15 protein-coding genes are annotated in these 17,896 nt (G+C 64.9%); 14 read left to right on the top strand and 1 reads right to left on the bottom strand.

Going from position 1 to position 17,896, the window contains the following annotated elements:
• The first annotated feature begins 159 nt into the window (after positions 1-159).
• The 9 genes from AC6H34_RS03640 (at position 160) to AC6H34_RS03600 (ending at position 10,610) form a co-directional block, all read left to right on the top strand.
• Positions 160-1,494, top strand: coding sequence for a sugar ABC transporter substrate-binding protein (locus AC6H34_RS03640; RefSeq protein WP_497537928.1), 1,335 nt, complete (start codon positions 160-162; stop codon positions 1,492-1,494).
• Entirely contained in the window at positions 1,487-2,965 is a 1,479-nt protein-coding gene (locus AC6H34_RS03635; RefSeq protein ID WP_497537927.1) for an FAD/NAD(P)-binding protein, read from the top strand. Before AC6H34_RS03640 ends, AC6H34_RS03635 begins: the two co-directional genes overlap by 8 nt.
• 170 nt (positions 2,966-3,135) lie before the next feature.
• Positions 3,136-4,416, top strand: a complete 1,281-nt coding sequence (locus AC6H34_RS03630; protein WP_497537926.1) for an NAD(P)/FAD-dependent oxidoreductase — start codon at positions 3,136-3,138, stop codon at positions 4,414-4,416.
• Between the two features lie 60 nt (positions 4,417-4,476).
• The gene (locus AC6H34_RS03625) at positions 4,477-5,367 is read left to right on the top strand and encodes an ABC transporter permease (protein ID WP_497537925.1); all 891 of its coding nucleotides are present in this window, start codon (positions 4,477-4,479) and stop codon (positions 5,365-5,367) included.
• Positions 5,364-6,206, top strand: coding sequence for an ABC transporter permease (locus AC6H34_RS03620; protein WP_497537924.1), 843 nt, complete (start codon positions 5,364-5,366; stop codon positions 6,204-6,206). Before AC6H34_RS03625 ends, AC6H34_RS03620 begins: the two co-directional genes overlap by 4 nt.
• A gap of 122 nt (positions 6,207-6,328) precedes the next feature.
• A complete protein-coding gene (locus AC6H34_RS03615; RefSeq protein ID WP_497537923.1) occupies positions 6,329-7,396 on the top strand; it encodes an ABC transporter substrate-binding protein in 1,068 nt (355 codons plus the stop codon).
• A gap of 95 nt (positions 7,397-7,491) precedes the next feature.
• Positions 7,492-8,091: a cupin domain-containing protein gene (locus tag AC6H34_RS03610; RefSeq protein ID WP_448151226.1), complete on the top strand. Its 600-nt coding sequence runs from the start codon at positions 7,492-7,494 to the stop codon at positions 8,089-8,091.
• On the top strand, positions 8,081-9,148 hold the full coding sequence (locus AC6H34_RS03605; protein WP_448146106.1) for an ABC transporter ATP-binding protein: 1,068 nt from the start codon (positions 8,081-8,083) through the stop codon (positions 9,146-9,148). Before AC6H34_RS03610 ends, AC6H34_RS03605 begins: the two co-directional genes overlap by 11 nt.
• A gap of 31 nt (positions 9,149-9,179) precedes the next feature.
• On the top strand, positions 9,180-10,610 hold the full coding sequence (locus AC6H34_RS03600) for an aldehyde dehydrogenase family protein (protein WP_448146107.1): 1,431 nt from the start codon (positions 9,180-9,182) through the stop codon (positions 10,608-10,610).
• Positions 10,611-10,796: 186 nt separating this feature from the next.
• Here the strand turns inward: AC6H34_RS03600 and AC6H34_RS03595 are convergent, their stop codons facing one another.
• Positions 10,797-11,669: a helix-turn-helix domain-containing protein gene (locus AC6H34_RS03595; protein WP_497537922.1), complete on the bottom strand. Its 873-nt coding sequence runs from the start codon at positions 11,667-11,669 to the stop codon at positions 10,797-10,799.
• Between the two features lie 190 nt (positions 11,670-11,859).
• Between AC6H34_RS03595 and AC6H34_RS03590 the strand changes: the two genes are divergently transcribed.
• The 5 genes from AC6H34_RS03590 to lhgD are packed head-to-tail and all read left to right on the top strand — an operon-like array spanning position 11,860 to position 17,824.
• Positions 11,860-13,353, top strand: coding sequence for a sugar ABC transporter ATP-binding protein (locus tag AC6H34_RS03590; protein WP_497539846.1), 1,494 nt, complete (start codon positions 11,860-11,862; stop codon positions 13,351-13,353).
• A 60-nt stretch (positions 13,354-13,413) separates the two neighbouring features.
• On the top strand, positions 13,414-14,457 hold the full coding sequence (locus AC6H34_RS03585) for an ABC transporter permease (RefSeq protein ID WP_448146109.1): 1,044 nt from the start codon (positions 13,414-13,416) through the stop codon (positions 14,455-14,457).
• A gap of 52 nt (positions 14,458-14,509) precedes the next feature.
• On the top strand, positions 14,510-15,628 hold the full coding sequence (locus tag AC6H34_RS03580; RefSeq protein ID WP_448146110.1) for a substrate-binding domain-containing protein: 1,119 nt from the start codon (positions 14,510-14,512) through the stop codon (positions 15,626-15,628).
• Between the two features lie 39 nt (positions 15,629-15,667).
• The gene (locus AC6H34_RS03575) at positions 15,668-16,585 is read left to right on the top strand and encodes a polysaccharide deacetylase family protein (protein ID WP_448146111.1); all 918 of its coding nucleotides are present in this window, start codon (positions 15,668-15,670) and stop codon (positions 16,583-16,585) included.
• Between the two features lie 39 nt (positions 16,586-16,624).
• Positions 16,625-17,824: an L-2-hydroxyglutarate dehydrogenase gene (lhgD, locus tag AC6H34_RS03570; RefSeq protein WP_448146112.1), complete on the top strand. Its 1,200-nt coding sequence runs from the start codon at positions 16,625-16,627 to the stop codon at positions 17,822-17,824.
• Positions 17,825-17,896: the final 72 nt, after the last annotated feature.

Raw genomic sequence — 17,896 nt, 5'->3', positions numbered from 1 at the left:
GTGCGCTTCCGGTCGATCGGGCAAGCGCTCGAGCCTTCCGGCTGCCCCTGCGGGGCAGCCGGGTCCAGCGCCAGTGGCCCGTCGGCCGCCCGCTTTCGGGGCGCCGAGGAGGAGCAACCTTCCCAAGACCTATCAGCCCTATCGCAACAGGAGGCCTCAGTGCCCTTCAGAACGAACCCCCTCGCTTTCGGCGACCTTGCCGACAAGCGCGTCGTCGATCGCCACCTCGACCGCCTCGATACCCACGGCGTTTCGCGTCGCGATTTCCTCGCCCTTGCTTCGGCGGGTGTTGCGGCCGGTGCGAGCGCCGGGCTCCTGGGCAGCCCCTCCGTTGCGGTAGCCGCTCCGTCCGGCAAGCTGGCCTATCTTGCCTGGACCAGCCGCGTCGAGTTCATGGTTCAGGCGAGCAAGGCCACCCAGGCGGCGGCGCAGGCTTTCGGTCTGGGCTACAGCTATCTCGACGGGCAGGTCGACAGCCAGCGCCAGCTGAACCAGGCGGAAGAGCAATTCAACGTCGGCGCCAATGCCGTCATCCTGCATGCCCCCGATGGCAGTGCCGTCAAGCGCATCGCCCAGCTCGCTGAGCAGAATAAAGCCTATTTCTCGAATGTCTGGGCCACGCTTCCGTGGTTCACGCCGTTCGACGCCAGTGAATACTACGCCCTTTATGCCGTTCCGGAGGAGTTTACGGCCCACCGCGGCGTCACGGAAGTGCTGTTGAAGGCGGTCACCGAGAAGTTCGGCGGCGGCAAGATTCTCGGGGTGACCGGCGTACCCGGCTTTTCGACCGACTCGGTGCGCAGCCGCGGACGGGACGAAGCCTTCAAGGCCTTTCCCAAGACCCAACTGGTCGACCAATTGCCGGGGCTTTTCAATCGCGAGGACTCGCTGAAGGCGACCCAGGCGCTGCTGGCCCGCCACAGCGACGTCGTCGGCATCGTCGCCCAGAACGATGACGTGGCACAGGGCGTGATCGCCGCGCTGCGCAACGCAGGTCTGCGAGCCGGCGAGGATGTGCTGGTCGTCGGCGCCGATGGCACGGCGGAAGGCGCTCGTGCGATCAAGAGCGGCGTGCAGCTTGCCACGAGCGCCAATTGCCCGGCATTCCAGGCGGGCTTCTTCACGGCCTATCTCTACGATGTGCTGAACGGCTGGAAACCTCGCGCGTCCGAGCGCCTGCTGAACTGGCACTCGGTGATCACGACCCGGGAGAACGTCGACGTCTACCTCAAGCGCTATGTCGACAACGGCGATGTCCTGCCGTTCGATTATCGCAGGATGTCCAAGATCGCCCATCCTACGGATTGGGATCCACAGGGGGAGATCACGCCGCTCGATATCGACGTTGAATGGGCCGGCTTGCCCAAGCCTGAAGGATGGACCTATCCGAAGGCCTATCTGGATGCCAAGAACAATGGCGAGTGGGATGCCGTGAAGGCGGAGTATAAGGAGCACTACAAGATTCCCTTCTTCGGACCGTCCCCGAATGCCTGACTTGGTTGCCGACTCCTTCCCGCCTGCCCCTATCGTCATCATCGGCGGCGGTTTCAGCGGTGCCCTGCTGGCCGCCCGTCTCCTGGAGGCACCGGGCCGGCGGCATGTCGTCGTCGTCGAGGATGGCGGGCCGCCGGGCCGCGGCCTTGCCTATTCCGGCCGCGGGCGCCTTCATCTCGTCAACGCGAACGCCGGCAGGATGAGCGCGGACTCGGACGACCCCGCCCATTTCACCCGCTGGCTCGAGCATTTCGTCCGCAAGGGGGGCTGGGCCGAAGCGCCTGCTGCACCGGCGGACGATCTGTTTGCGCCAAGATCGGTGTATGGACTCTATGTCCAGGATCTGCTTGCCGAGGCCGTAACGCGCAATACCCACAAGGGCAGTCGCTTCGAATGGGTTCCCGCACGCGCCGTCGATGTGATCGAGGGAAGGGAAGGCTTCGCCGTCCATCTCCTCGACGGGGCTACGCTCGAGGCTTCCGCCGTCGTCCTTGCCACCGGCATCTTCTCCAAGTCTCGCCCTGCCGGCCGATCCCGGTCGCGCCGCGTCATCGATCCCTGGAACCTGGAGATGGAGGATATCGGCGGGCCGGAAGCCAGCGTGGCCATCATCGGCTCAGGCCTGACAATGGTGGATGCCGTCGTGTCGCTGGAGGCAGCCGGACATCGCGGCCCCATCGAGGTGATTTCGCGCCATGGATTGAGGCCTCACGTCCGGCGCCTGCCGCGGGAGTGGCCGGATTTTCTGGCCGATGTGCCCGATGGCGTGTCGCTCGCTCGCCTTACCCGAGCGGTGCGAGCAGAATGCCTGAAGGCCGTGGAGGCCGGGGAGGATTGGCAAGCACCTCTCGACATGGTCCGACCCCACATCGGCCGGCTGTGGCACGCCTCGGACGACAGGCAGCGCCGCGCCTTCGTACGTCATGTCCGCCCTTTCTGGGAAAGCCACCATCATCGGGCTCCTCCCGTGGCGGCGGCTCTCGTGGACCGGCTCGTGGCGGAAGGTCGCTTGCGGCAGAGCCGAGGCACGGTCGTGGAAATCGACTCGAGCCACAGATTGCCACAGGTCCGGTTCCGTCCCGCCGGCTCACACGACCTGCAGGGCCGATCCTACGATGCGGTGATCGTATCGAGCGGCATCGACTATGACTGGCGGCTGGTCCAACAACCGCTTCCGCAGAATCTTCTCCGGAAAGGCATGGTGAGACCCGGCCCCCTCGGCCTGGGTATCGACGCCGGGCCGGACTACCGTGTCGTTGGCCGTGACGGGACGACCAGCGAGCGGCTGTTCGCGCTTGGACCCCCGCTGCGGGGCCTCTGGTGGGAAAGCACCGCCGTGGTCGATATCGCACGGCAGGCACGCGAATTGGCGATTTGGCTGGCGGAATCCCGGCTCTCGGACCAGAATGCCGGCGGTGTCGATCGACAGGCATTCGATATCCGCGTTGCCGGCCATCCTTCCTCGAACTGACCTGTCGGCCCAGGGTACGTCGCACTCCTCGTCTGGCAAACGGCCGGCTTTCCCCGCGACCGGGAAGGGAAGGCCCGGCCGATTGAATTCGTGAGATTGCAGCCCTTGCACACGAGCGAGAATTTTATTCATATGTGAAAAATCGTTTTCGCTTTTCATGAGGCCCGGGCTTGCCTGCGTTACCCCTTCGAGCGCTCTGGACTCCTCGACCCCGCTCCGTCTCCGTGGTTCCGTTGGGGGATCGGGAGCGTGCCGACGTCACCGTCATCGGGGGCGGCATACTCGGGTTGTCCTGTGCGCTGCATCTCGCCCGCGCCGGTCGGTCCGTCCGTCTCCTCGAGGCCGCGGGGATCGGTGCCGGAGCGTCCGGACTGAACGGAGGGCAGGTCATCCCCGGTCTCAAATATGATCCGGACTGGCTGCTCCAGCGCTTCGGTGCCGGGAAAGGAGAGCAACTCGTCGATTTCGCCGCGACCACGGCGGACAAGGTCTTCGATCTCATCACGGCCGAGCAACTCGACATCCCCTGGCAACGGACGGGCTGGATCCAGGCCGCCCATACCGGCAAGGCGGCCGAAATTGCCGGAAATCGGGCGCGTCAATGGTCGGCCAGGGGCGTGGCCGCCACGCTTCTTTCTTCCTCGGAAATCGCTGCCCTGACGGGAGCCCGCGGCTATGTGGGCGGCTGGCTCGACCCTCGCGCCGGCGTCGTCGATCCCCTGGCCTATACGCTGGAACTGGCGCGCATTGCGTCGCTTTCCGGCGTACGAATCGCCGAAGGCGCACGGGCTGCCAGCCTGAGGCGGGAAGCGGGCCAATGGTGCGTCCGGACGCCCGCAGGCCACGAGATAAGGTCCGCCCATGTCATCGTTGCGACCAATGCCTATGCCGATGAACTGGTGCCCGGCCTCGCTCGCAGCCTGCTGCCGCTGCATTCCTTCCAGGTCGCGACGGCGCCGCTCGATCCCGCGCAACTCGCGAGGATCCTGCCGGGCGGGCAGGCCGTGTCGGATTCGCGGCGCATCCTCGTCTACTATCGCAGGAGCCCCGACGGTCGCCTCATGCTGGGCGGTCGGGGCTCGATGCGGGAGCCGACGCGGCCGGAGCACTGGGCGCATGTCGAACGTGCCCTCGTTCGACTCTTTCCCGACCTCGGGGCTGTTCCCATCGAGAGGCGTTGGTTCGGGCGTATCGCCATGACTCCCGACCATCTCCCGCATCTTCATGAACCCGAGCCCGGCCTGATCGCCGCCGTCGGTTGCCAGGGGCGCGGCGTGGCGCTGATGACCGCGCTCGGACCACGACTTTCGGACTACGTTCTGAGCGGCGATAGCCGCGTCCTGCCCTTCGAACTGACGCCGATCAGGCCGATTCCATTCCATCGCTTCCGGCACATCGGCATCGGCGCGGCGATCGCCTGGTATCGCCTTCTGGATGCCATGGAGCGATAGTTGCGATTGACTTTTTCATAAATATGAAAATTATTGCGCTGTTTCACGATGTGATAATCGATGTCGGTCGCTTCCTCTCCTCAGACCTCTGTCAGATCTCGTCACCGGCCCTGGCTTTTCAAGCTGGGCATAGTGCTGCCGGGCGGCCTCGCTACTTGCGTGCTGGTGCTGTTCTCGCTGGCAATCATCCTCATGCTGGGGTTTCGCATCAATGATGGCTCGCTGCTGGGCGGCGGCTTCACCTTCTCCAACTTCGCCAGCGCCGCCACCGATCCTCTCTATGCCGCGGTTCTCCTCCGCTCGCTTGCGATAGCCGGCCTCGTGACGGCCGCGACCGTGGTGACGGCCTATCCCGTCGCCTACTATCTGGCTTTTCATGCCGGCCGGCGGCGCGGCCTGCTTCTCTTCCTCGTCACCCTGCCGTTCTGGACGAGCTATCTCCTCCGCGTCTTTGCCTGGAAGATCGTGCTCGCCTTCAACGGCGTGCTCAACTCGGCCCTCATGGGCACGGGCATCACCTCGGAGCCGATCCTGGCGTTCCTCAATACGCCGGCCGCCGTGGTCGTGACGCTGGCACACGCCTATGCCGCTTTTGCCATACTGCCGATCTACGTGGCGCTGGAGACCATCCCGCGCTCGCTCCTCGAAGCTGCGTCCGACCTCGGCGCCCATCCCTTCGCACGCTTCCGGCGCGTCGTGCTGCCGCTGTCGATGCCAGGGGTTCTGTCCGCCGCTCTCGTGGTGTTCGTGCCGACGGTCGGGGACTATGTCACCCCGGCGCTCGTGGGAGGGCCTTCGAGCACCATGATCGGCTCCATCATCCAGGCACAGTTCGGCAAGGCCAACGACTGGCCGTTCGGCGCCGCGGTCTCCACCCTCGTCATGCTCGTCATCGCCGGGGTCATCCTGCTGGCCGCGCTTGCCAGCCGGCGCACGGGAGTCCGCGCATGAGCATGGCGGGATCCGAGGCGCGCAATCCCTGGCTGGGGGCCTATGTCGGGGCCTATCTGGTTTTCCTGTACCTGCCGATCGTCCTGATCCCGCTGTTCTCGTTCAACGATTCCATCCAGATCGCATTTCCGCTGAAGGGATTCACGCTCGCCTGGTATCGGAGCCTGTTCGACAACGAGGCGCTGCATGCAGCCTTGTTCACCAGCCTCGTCGTCGGTTTGAGCGCAGCAGGCCTGGCAACGGCCCTGGGTGTCACGATCGCCTATTCGGAGATCAGCGGGCAGGGGCGCATTGCCTCGGCGATATCGGTTCTCTCGCGCCTGCCTATCCTGATCCCGGGCGTGATCGTCGGCATTGCCCTGCTCATCCTGGCGAATCTGGCCGGTCTCGGACCGTCTCGGATGGCGATTGTCCTCGGCCATTCGCTCGTGGCGTTGCCGACGAGCGTGGTGATCATGCGCGGGCGCTTCGCCGTCCTGCCGCGCAGCCTGGGGGAGGCTGCCATGGACCTCGGCGCAAGAGAGTGGACGACATTCCGGCGAGTGATGCTGCCGCTCAGTGCGCCCGCCATCGCCTCCGCCTTCATGCTCTCCTTCCTCACCTCGTTCGACGAGTTCATCGTCGCCTTCTTCCTGGCGGGTACCGATCCGACCCTGCCGGTCTTCATCTGGAGCCAGCTCCGATTTCCCAAGGCGCTGCCGGGCGTCATGGCCCTTGGCACCGTGATCCTTGCCGTCTCCGTCGTTCTCGCGACGGCTGCCGAACTGGTCCGTCGCCGCGGATTGAGTGGAAAGGCCGCGATACCGACCGGCGCAGTCGGTCCGCTTTCCTCCTCCTAGCGCATCTCGTTCGCAAGCGGGATGCCGGGAGGTAAAAAATTGCTTTGTACCAATGGGTTAATCCGGAGAATTCGCCTCAACCCGAATGTGCTTCTTCTAGAAAAAAAGAGAGGGGACTAGCCATGCAATCGAAAAGAACATCAGCGCTGACACGCAGCCTTGCCGGTGCGTTTGCAGTGGTCGCAGCCATGACCAGCATGGCGGCACAGGCCGCGGACAAGCTCACCTATTTCACCTGGTCGGGATACGAACTGCCCGACTTCAACAAGAGCTTCCTCGCCGCCCATCCGGATGGCGTCGAGGCCTCCGTGTTCGGCGACGACGATGATGCCTTTACCAAGGTCAAGGCCGGCTTCAGCCCCGATATCGCTCATCCCTGCTACGACAAGGTGTCGCGCTGGCAGAAGGCGGGCTTGATCCAGCCGATCGATACGAAACGGATCAAGGGATGGGATACGATTTTCCCGGTGTTCCGCAATCTCCCCGACATCCAGGCCGGTGACGGCAAGGTCTGGATGGTGCCCTGGGACTGGGGCAACACGTCCATCCTCTATCGCACCGACCTCATCAAGAATCCCGAGCAGAGCTGGAACCTCCTGTGGAACAAGGAGTATGCCGGCCGCATCGCCACCATCGACGCCGTGCATGACACGCCTGTCGTCGCGGCCCTGCTTGCCGGCGTCAATCCCTTCGACATGACACCGGCCGAGATGGACAAGGTCGCCGACAAGCTCCGGGAGCAGCGCCCCCTGCTGCGCAGCTACACCACCGACATGACGTCGGTCGAGCAGTCCCTGGCGAGCGGTGAACTCGTCGCCGCCATGACGTGGAATGCCTCGGCCACGACCCTGAAGAAGCAGGGCGTCCAGGTCGAGTTCATGAAGCCCAAGGAGGGGATGCTCACCTGGGCCTGCGGTATCGTGCTGCTCAAGGATGCCAAGCATGTCGATCTCGCTTACGACTTCATCAACAGCCGCCTGGAGGCCGAATCGGGTAAGGAACTCATCACCCAGTATGGCTATGGCAGCGCGTCGAGCGCCGCCTTCGCCCTAGTGCCCAAGTCCGATCTCGACCGGCTGCAGTTGCCGTCCGACCCGGAAGTGGCGTTGAAGACGACGGTGTTCACGGGGCCGATGAAGCAGAACGAGGATCTCGCCAAGATGTTCGAGAAGGTCAAGGCGGGTGGGTGAGCAGGAGGCCTGGCCACGTGATCGGTGACGACGTGGCCGTCTCGCAGGAGAGGTTGATCGTGGGTTCGGAAGACTTCAGCGATACGCTTGAACCGGTGTCGTCCAAGGCGGCACCGGAGGTGACCGAGGCGGATGTTCGCGTCGGGCGACGGATCAGGGCGTTGCGGCTCGAGCGCAGTCTCGGCCTTGCGGATGTGGCGCAGAAGGCGGGCATCTCGGTTGGAGCGCTCAGTCAGATCGAGAGGGGCCTCAGTTCGCTCCGCGTCCGCGTCCTCTGGCCCCTGGCTGCCGCGCTGGACGTCGAGCCGCACAGCCTGTTGATCGAGGGGGGCGAGCAGGAGAGTGATCTCTATTGCGTGCGGGCAGCCAACCGCCGTCAGGTGCCGGTCTGGTCAGAGGGCATCAAAAAGGAGCTGCTTTCGCCACCCGGCGCGGCTCTCACGGGCCTGCTGGTCTATGTCGAGCCGGGTGGCGGAACCGCCGAATCCTATGCCCACGCCGGACATGAGTTCGGCCTCGTGCGAACCGGGGAGGTCGAACTGACGATCGACAACGTTCTCTATACGCTCAAGGCCGGGGACAGTTTTGCCTTCAAGAGCACTTTGCCCCATTCATTCTGCAATGCCGGTTCGCAGCCCTGCGAGATCGTCTGGGTCAACACCGTGAAACCCTCGGAGGTTCGCAATGGCGCCTGACACGCTGCTGCGGCTGGAGGCGGTGTCCAAGATATTCCCCGGCGGCGCCGTCGGTCTCGACGCCATCGACCTCGACATCGGACAAGGCGAATTCCTCAGCCTCCTGGGGCCGTCGGGCTGCGGGAAGACCACGAGCCTGAGGGTGGTGGGCGGATTCGAGGAGCCGAGTTCCGGCCGTGTCCTGCTCGACGGGCAGGATATCACCGGGCGCAGGCCCTATGACCGGCCCGTGAATACCGTCTTCCAGGACTATGCCCTGTTCCCCCACATGAATGTCGAGGAGAATGTCGGCTTCGGCCTGTCCCTCCGCGGCCTCGGTGCCGGGGAGATCCAGCGCAAGGTCAGGGCCGCGCTGGATCTGGTGGGCCTGGCGGACAAGATCGAGGCCCGCGTCACCGCCTTGTCGGGCGGGCAGCGCCAGCGTGTCGCCCTGGCGCGCGCGATCGTCTGCGAGCCCCGCGTGCTGCTGCTCGACGAGCCCCTTTCCGCCCTCGATGCCCATCTTCGCGAGCAGATGCAGGTGGAGCTCAAGCGCCTTCAGGCGCAGCTCGGCACAACCTTCATCATGGTCACGCACGATCAGACCGAGGCCTTGTCCATCTCGGATCGCATCGTGGTGATGAATCGGGGCCGTATCGAGCAGATCGCCACGCCGGCAGTTCTCTACGACGCCCCGGCGACCCGCTTCGTGGCGGGCTTCATCGGCACCATGAACGTGCTCGAATGCCGGCTGGTCGAGCGCCGGGCGGACTCCTTCCTGGTGGCCGCCGGGTCGTTGACCTTCGAAGCCGTAGCCGGGAGCGACATGCCGCTCGACGGCGACCTGATCGCAGGCATTCGACCCGAAGATGTCCTCATCGAGGCCGGTGGCGTGCCGGGCCGAGTGGTCGGCACCGTATTCCATGGCCGCACCCTGCGCCTTCATGCGGAGCTGCCAGACGGGATCGGCCTCACGATCGATGTTCCGCGCAGCGACATCGGCGCAGACTATGCGCCCGGCCAGGCCGTTCACCTGAGCGTCCGCTCCGGGGCTGCACGGCTTCTTCGTTCAAACTGATCGTCCTTTCCGTCCTGGAGAAAAATCCCACATGTCCAATCATCTGAAGTTCTATATCGGCGGAGCCTGGGTGGATCCAGCGGCGCCGGCGCAGCTCGACGTGATCGATCCGTCGACCGAGGAGGCTTATACCGCCATCTCGGTGGGGACGCAGGCGGATGTCGGCCGGGCCGTCGCCGCCGCGAAGGCGGCTTTCCCCGCCTTCGCGCGCACTACCAAGGCCGAGCGCCTCGCCCTGCTCCGGCGCATCCTCGAGATCTACAACGAGCGCTTCGAGGATATCGCCCAGGCCGTGTCGCAGGAGATGGGTGCGCCGCTCGGCTTCGCCCGTGAAGCCCAGGCCTGGGCCGGCCGCGGCCATCTCGAAAGCACGATAGCGGCGCTCGAGACCTATGAGTTCGAGCATCAGCGCGGCACGACGCGCGTGGTGAAGGAGCCCGTCGGCGTCTGCGCGCTGATCACGCCCTGGAACTGGCCCTTGAACCAGATCGTCTGCAAGGTCGCGCCGGCCATCGCCGCCGGCTGCACCATGGTGTTGAAGCCGAGCGAAATCGCACCGATCAGCGGCATCATCTTCGCCGAGATCATGCATGCCGCCGGTACGCCCAAGGGCGTGTTCAATCTGGTGAACGGAACGGGTCCGGATGTCGGGCAGGTCATGGCCGGGCATCCGGACGTCGACATGGTTTCGTTCACCGGCTCGACGCGCGCCGGCATCATCGTCGCCAAGACGGCGGCCGATACCGTCAAGCGGGTCGCGCAGGAACTGGGCGGCAAATCTGCCAACATCATCCTGCCTGACGCCGATTTCGCCACCGCCGTCACCAAGGGCGTGGAGGGCTGCTTCGGCAACAGCGGCCAGTCCTGCGACGCGCCGACCCGCATGCTGGTGCCGTTCGACCGGCACGAGGAGGCTTTGGCCATCGCCAGGACGGCGGCCGAGCGGCACAAGGTCGGCGATCCGCGGAAGGAGGAAACCGTCCTCGGCCCGGTGGTCAGCCAGCTCCAATACGACAAGATCCAGCGTCTGATCCGTGCGGGCATCGAGGAAGGCGCGACGCTGGTCACCGGCGGCCCGGACCGGCCGGACGGTCTCAATCGTGGCTATTACGTCCGCCCCACGGTATTCGGCGGCGTGACGCCCGGCATGACCATCGCACGCGAGGAAATCTTCGGCCCGGTCCTGTCGGTGATGCCCTACAAGGACGAGGAAGAGGCGATCGAGATCGCCAACGACACAGTGTACGGCCTGGCTGCCTATGTGCAGTCGAGCGACATTGCCCACGCGCGCAGCGTGGCCGCGCAGATGCGGGCCGGTTCGGTTTATCTCAACTATCCCGACTGGGACACCTTCGCCCCGTTCGGCGGCTACAAGCAGTCCGGCAACGGCCGCGAATACGCCGATTTCGGCATTCACGACTTCCTCGAGATCAAGGGTATCGTCGGCTACGGGGCACCGTAGAACGTCGCGACTTACAACGGGTCGCGGCATTCATTCCGGGCGACCACTGCCTTCCGAAGGCTGTGGTCGTGGACTCCGGCTCTCCGGCCGGATTGTTGCCGCGATCGATCCTGAAGCATCGTCTTCCGGATCGGGATGTCCGGGACGCCCGTCCGGCATCAAGACACTTCCCCGGCGTGCGGCTCGTCAATGCCGGTGGGGTATCCGCACGGACCGGTGCTCTCGTGCGAAGGCGCTCGGCGTCTTGCCGGTATAGTTGGTGAAGGCCACCGTGAAGGCGCCCAGGCTGTTGAAGCCGACGGCATACGCGGCCTGCGTGACGCTCGAGTTCGTCTCGCCAAGCAGCTTCATGGCCTCGCTCATGCGGATTTCATTGATGAAATCACGCCAGTTGATGCCGAGCTCGTCCTTGAAACGCCGGCGTAGCGTGCGTTCGGACATGCCCGCAGCGCTCGCCGTATCGGTTACAGATGCCGTTTCGAGATGGTTGCGCGCGAAGGCTATGGCCTTGTCCATGTCGGGCGCATTGCCGAAAGGCGTCCACATCTTGCGCTTGCCCTCGAACCAGATCGGAAAGAGCTTGCCGAGGGTCGCGAAGAAATCGTTGGCCAGTGCATCGTCGGGATCGCGGTAGGGACCCCAGCGCAGGGCGAAGGCCGTCATTTCCGCAGCAAGCGGCGATATCGGCGCGGCCCAGCAACCGACGTGAGGCCATATGGTCTCGCTTCCGGTGAACTTCACCAGCGTGAGGCTGGTGGGGCGATGGGCCATCAGCCGGTAGGAACGTTCGGCCGGTATGTAGACCATGTAGTCCTGCGCGAGGGACCAGCAGCCCGATGCCCCCAGCAACTTTATCTCCCCTCGATGCACGCAGACCAGCATGCCGCCGATCTCCCGTGGGGAACTGGCGTCGAAGGAGTTGAGGTCCAGGCTGACGGCGTGGGTCGGATAGTCGGCCGCCACGGCGAAACGGCCGTCGCGTTCGCCCAGGAGGAAGCGCGTGGGGCCGGCTCCGTTTCCTCCAAGCGGGCAACCGGCAGCCATTTCGATGCGGCTCATTCCTTTATCTCCCCCTGATCTCAACTTGGCCGATATTCGAAAAACAATGACCTATTTCCGAATGACGGCCTAGCCATAGCGTGGCACGTTTTCACCTGCAAGAGGCAACCGGGAAAAACACCGAGACCTGCCTCATGGAGGAGGGACGTCCCGCGTGACGACTGGATCAGACATGGATGTGGGTCCGCAGATGGCCGCAGATCTGCCGATCCTGGAGATCTCCGGCATCGGCAAAAGGTTCGGCGGCACGGTTGCCCTGCGCGACGTGTCGCTCCGTGTTTCCGCAGGTGAGATCGTCGCCCTGCTCGGCGAGAACGGAGCGGGGAAGTCCACCCTCATCAAGATCATGGCCGGGGTGTTCCAGGCCGATGCGGGCAGCCTGCAGTTCAGGGGCGGGCCGCTGCCCGCCGCCGTGAAGGCACGGCGCATCGCCTTCATTCACCAGGATCTCGGACTCATTCCCTGGATGACCGTCGCCGAGAACGTGATGCTCGGCACCCGCTATGCACGCCGGGGCGGCCTCATCGACTGGAGGGCGGGTCGGGACCTTGCTCAGCGTGCTCTGCACGACGTCGGCGGCGACATCGATCCGGATGACCGCATAGAGGGATTGAGCCGTACCGACAAATCCCTGGTCGCGATTGCGAGGGCGCTCGCCAGCAGCGCGGAATTGATCGTGCTCGACGAGCCGACCGCAAGCCTGCCGCAGTCCGAGGTCGATCGCCTTCACGAGGTTCTTCGACAGCTCAGCCGGCGCGGGGTCGGAATGATCTATGTCTCGCATCGGCTCGATGAGGTCTACGCCCTGTGCGACCGGGTGGTGGTGTTGCGCGACGGCGTGGTCGCGGCGACGGCCAGGACCGCGGAGATCGGAGCGGATGCGCTGGTGCAGGCCATCATCGGGCGTCCGCCCGAGCAGGTCTTCATCCGCCCGCCTGTCCCCCGCGATCCTCCTAGGGTCCTTTCGGTCGAGAATGTGAGGATCGGTCCGGTCGGCCCGGTTGATTTCGGGCTGCGGCAAGGCGAGGTGGTCGGGCTGGTGGGGCTGCGTGGAGCTGGCCAGGATGCGGTGGGCAAGGCTCTCTTCGGCATCGGCGGGATCGGATCCGGGCGGATCGTACTGGATGGCAGTCCCTATGAGGTCGGCGATCCCTTGGAGGCGATCCGCCAGGGCGTCCTCATGGTGGCGGGCGATCGCAATGCGGAGTCCATCGCGCCGGGCCTGACGGTGCGCGAGAACATGTTCCTCAATCCCGTGGCCTCCGGGCGAGGGCTTCTCGGCCTGCGCAGCGCCGCGTCGGAGGCCCATGAGGCAGAGCGCCTCGGCGCCGCGGTGCATCTGCGCCCGAACTTGCCCTCGGCCCCTATCGAATCATTGTCCGGCGGCAACCAGCAGAAGGTGGTCATGGCCCGCTGGATGCGCATAGGCGGCAAAGTTCTGATCCTGGAGGATCCCACGGCGGGTGTCGATGTGGGCGCCAAGGCCGAGATCTACCGGCTGCTGGCCGAAGCGCTGGGGACCGGGCTCGGCGTGCTGCTGATCTCCACGGATTTCGAGGAGGTCACGGCAATCTGCCATCGCGCCTACGTATTCCGCGCCAACCGGATCGTAGCCGAGCTCGCGGAACGGGAGCTTTCCATCGCGAGCCTGCTGAACGCCGCCTCGCTTTCGCCGGCCGCATGACCAATCCGGCACGAACAGAAGAACGCTGCCACGACGGCGCCGCCGCAGGGAGGGACAATCATGGAATCCATCAGATCTACGGCGCTTGAGCCGACCCCACGAGAACTCGCAGAGCTGTCTGGAGTGCGTCGTATCCTGCGCGTGTTGCCGGTCTACGGCCTGCCGCTGCTCACGCTCGCCCTCATCGTGCTGTTCTGCATCCTTCTGCCCCGGACATTTCCGACCCTCCTCAACCTGAGGTCCATCCTGGGCGACAAATCGATCATCTGCGTCCTGGCCCTGGCGGCGATGGTGCCGATGATGGCCGGTCGGATCGACCTCACGGTCGGCTACGGCATCGTGATGTGGCACATCCTCGCCATCAGCCTGCAGACGCAACTCGGCTTCGGCTGGCTTGCCGCCGTGTTCATCGTCCTGGCGCTCGGAGCCCTGCTGGGCCTGATCAACGGGGTGCTGGTGGAGATCGCACAGATCGATTCCTTCATCGCGACGCTGGGGACCGGCACGGTGCTCTATGCGCTGGCCCTCTGGCATACCGGCGGGCGCCAGATCTTCGGGACGCTGCCCGCCGAATTCACCAATCTCTATGCGGCCAATCTCTTCGGCCTGCCCATTGCCGCCTTCTACGTGCTGGGGATCAGCATCCTGCTGTGGATCGTCGCCGACTATCTGCCGATTGGCCGCATGCTCTATGCCATCGGCGCCAATCAGCGAGCCGCCTCGCTCAACGGCATCAGGACACGTCGCTTCGTCATCGGCGCCTTCGTCACGTCGGGTCTCCTCGGCGCGTTCGCGGGCATTGTCCTTGCCGCGAAGCTGCGCATCGGACAGGCGAGCGTGGGCCTGGAGTTTCTGCTGCCGGCACTGGTGGGAGCCTTCCTCGGGTCCACCACCATCAAGCCCGGACGGGTCAATGTCTGGGGCACCGTCATCGGCGTCGCCATTCTCGCAGTCGGCATCTCGGGCATCCAGCAATTCGGCGGCGCCTTCTTCGTGGAACCGCTCTTCAACGGGACGACGCTGCTCGTTGCCATCGGCATCGCCGGCTACTCCCAACGCCGACGTTCCGTCAGCCGGCGGCGTCCATCGGGCGCAAGCAACTGACGTGCGCCCGGAGAGATCGAAACCAAAGCAAGAACCAACCGGAGGAAAAACCATGATCCATGCCCGAATCGCGTGTCGGACTCTGTCGCTCGCCTTGTTGGCGACCTGCTTCACGCCCCTTGCCAGCTTCGCCCAGGAGGCAGGCGTACAGGCAGCACAGGCCTATGTCGGCGAAGTCGCCAAGCCCAACCCGCCCTGGACCGGGCCGACGGCTGGACCGAAGGCACAGGCCGGCAAGACCATCGTCTATGTCTCCGCCGACCAGCGCAACGGCGGTGCCCTCGGCGTCGGCCAGGGCGTCGAGGAGGCCGGCAAGGCCATCGGGTGGACGGTGAGAGTGCTGGACGGGCAGGGCTCTGTTTCGGGCCGTTCCTCCGCCATGCAGCAGGCCATCGCCCTGCAGCCCGATGGAATCGTGCTCGGCACCGTGGACGCGAAGGAGCAGGCAGAACTCATCGCACAGGCCTCCGCTGCCGGTATCAAGGTGGTAGGCTGGCATTCGGTGACCAATCCGGGGCCTTCGCCCGAATATAAGCTCTTCACCAATATCGCCACGGACCCGCTGGACGTGGCCAAGGCGGCCGCTTCCTTCGCTGTCGCCGATTCCGGCGGCAAGGCGGGCGTGGTGATCTTCACCGACTCCACCTACGCCATCGCCGTGGCGAAGTCGGACGCCATGGCGCAGGTCATAAAGGCATGCGGCGGGTGCAAGGTCCTGGACGTAGAGGATACGCCGCTTGCGGAGGCGAGCACGCGCATCCCGCAATTGACGACCTCGCTGCTCCAGCGATTCGGCGAGGAATGGACCTATGCGCTGAGCATCAACGACCTGACCTTCGACTTCATGTCGGCGTCGCTGAGTTCGGCCGGCATTGCGCAGGACGGCCATCCGCGCAGCATCTCGGCCGGTGACGGCAGCGAGGCGGCCTTCCAGCGCATCCGCACGAAATTCTTCCAGTCCGGCACCGTGGCGGAACCGCTGCGCCTGCATGGTTGGCAGGCCGTGGACGAACTCAACCGGGCCTTTGCCGGCCAGGCACCGTCCGGATTCGCGGCTCCCGTCCACCTCGTCACGGAGGGCAACATAGGCTCCGATGGCGGATCGCAGAACGCCTACGACCCCGACAACGGCTATCGCGACGCCTATGCCAGGATCTGGGCCGGCAAGTGAGCCGGCCTCCACCAATCCCATTTACAACGGAGAATACCCATGACCAAGGCGCATTGGCCGGACGGAAGCCGGCTGGTCATCTCCATCTCGATGCAGATGGAAGCCGGCGGCGAGGCCCCCTACGGACCCGGCGGCCCCTTTTCGGGCTTCATCGACATGGATCCCGCCTATCCCGATTTCCCGACCAAGTCCTGGTACAAATACGGCTATCGGGAAGGCATCCAGCGCATGCTCGACCTGTGGGACCGCTACAATATCAAGGTCACCTCGCATATGGTCGGCTCCGCCGTCGATCGGGCACCGGAAGTGGCGCGGGAGATCGTTGACCGCGGGCATGAGGCCGCCGCCCATGGCCGTGACTGGGTGCAGCAATACGATCTCGACTACGAGGCCGAGAAGAAATTCATCCAGGACAATATCGACAGCGTGAAGCGAGCCACGGGCAGGACGCCTGTCGGCTATAACGGCGCAGCCATGCGCGGCACCATCAACACGCTGAAGATCCTGCAGGAACTCGGCTTCCGATATTTTATCGACGACGTCAGCCGCGACGAGCCATTCCTGATCAAGGTGCGCGACAAGGACATGGCGATCGTACCCTACACACTGAACCTCAACGATATCATCCAGTTCGAAGCCTATCGATTCTCGACCCTGGAGTTCGAGCAGCAGCTCAAGGACGAGTTCGACCAGCTCTATGAGGAAGGCGCTGCGCGCCGGCGGATGATGGCAATCTCGACACATGACCGTATCCAGGGGCGTCCCTACCGCGTGCGCTCGCTGGGGCGGTTCCTCGAATATGCCAGCCGGCACAAGGGGGTAACGTTCCTTCGCAAGGACGAGATCGCCGATATCGTCTATGCTGATCCCGATCCCCTCAGGGACATCAACGAGCACGACGCCTGGGCCGAGTGGGAACGCAAGCACGGAAAGCAGAGGATCACGCCGATCGCGTGAGCGCCTCTTCCCTCCCGCGCATCGTCAGGATGTCTCTTCATGGTCTATGATCTTGCGGTGATCGGGGGCGGAATCGTCGGCCTGGCGACCGCCCTCGAAGTCACGCGCCGCTACCCGGCGCTTTCCGTTGCCGTCCTCGAAAAGGAGGATGGCCTCGCCCGGCACCAGACCGGGCGCAACAGCGGGGTGATCCATGCCGGTGTCTACTATCAGCCGGGCAGCCTGAAGGCCCGCTTCTGCAAGGAGGGCGTCGAGGCGACTATCGGGTTCTGCAGGGAGAACGGCCTGCCGCATGAACAATGCGGCAAGCTACTGGTTGCGACGGAGGCGGAGGAACTCGCCCGCATGGCAGCGCTGCAGGAGCGCTGCATGGCCAATGGCCTTCCCGTAGAGCGCCTCGATGCGACCGAACTCCGCCGTCGCGAACCGCATGTCCGGGGAGTCGGCGCGCTCTTCGTGCCGACGACCGGCATCGCCGACTACGGGGCCATAGCGCGCCGGATGGGCGAACTCATCGAGGCCGCGGGTGGTGCCATCCTCACCGGACGGGAGGTCTCAGGCATAAGGGAGGAGGGCGGCGAAGTCGTCATCGAGGCAGGCGGGCGGACGCTTCGCGCCCGCAATCTCATCGCCTGCGCCGGCCTGATGGCCGATCGCCTGGCGCGGCTCTGCGGAATCGATCTCGATTTTCGCATCGTGCCCTTCCGGGGCGAATATTACCGCCTGGGCTCTGACAGGGACCAGATCGTCCGGCATCTCATCTATCCGATCCCTGACCCGGGGCTGCCATTCCTGGGGGTGCATCTGACGCGCATGATCGGCAATTACGTTACGGTCGGTCCCAATGCGGTGCTGGCTTTCGCGCGCGAGGGCTACCGCTTCCGGGATGTCGATCCTCGGGACCTGGCCGAGATGATCGGCTATTCCGGTTTTCGCAAGGTCATCCGGACGCATCTGCGTTCGGGACTTTCCGAAATGTGGAACTCTCTGAGCAAGCGGCGCTATCTCGCCTTGTGCCAGCGCTACTGCCCGGAGCTGCGGCTCGACGATCTCACGCCCTATCGGGCCGGCGTAAGGGCGCAGGCGGTCCTGGCTGACGGAACCCTCGTGCACGACTTCCTGATCCGGGAAACGGCGCGCAGCATCCATGTCTGCAACGCGCCGTCGCCGGCCGCGACCTCGGCCATTCCCATCGCGCGCGACCTCGTGGGGCGCGCGGAGAAGCGTTTCGGTTGGTGAGCCGGCCTGTCGCGACCTGGAGCAAAGCGCGTTTAGGTAGAGACGCCGCTTTGCTCCAACTCTTTGTTTTTC

The organism is Labrys sp. ALF-8 (genome assembly GCF_059699065.1).
The sequence above is the reverse complement of the archived record's forward strand: the minus strand, read 5'-3'. Positions and strand labels throughout refer to the sequence as shown.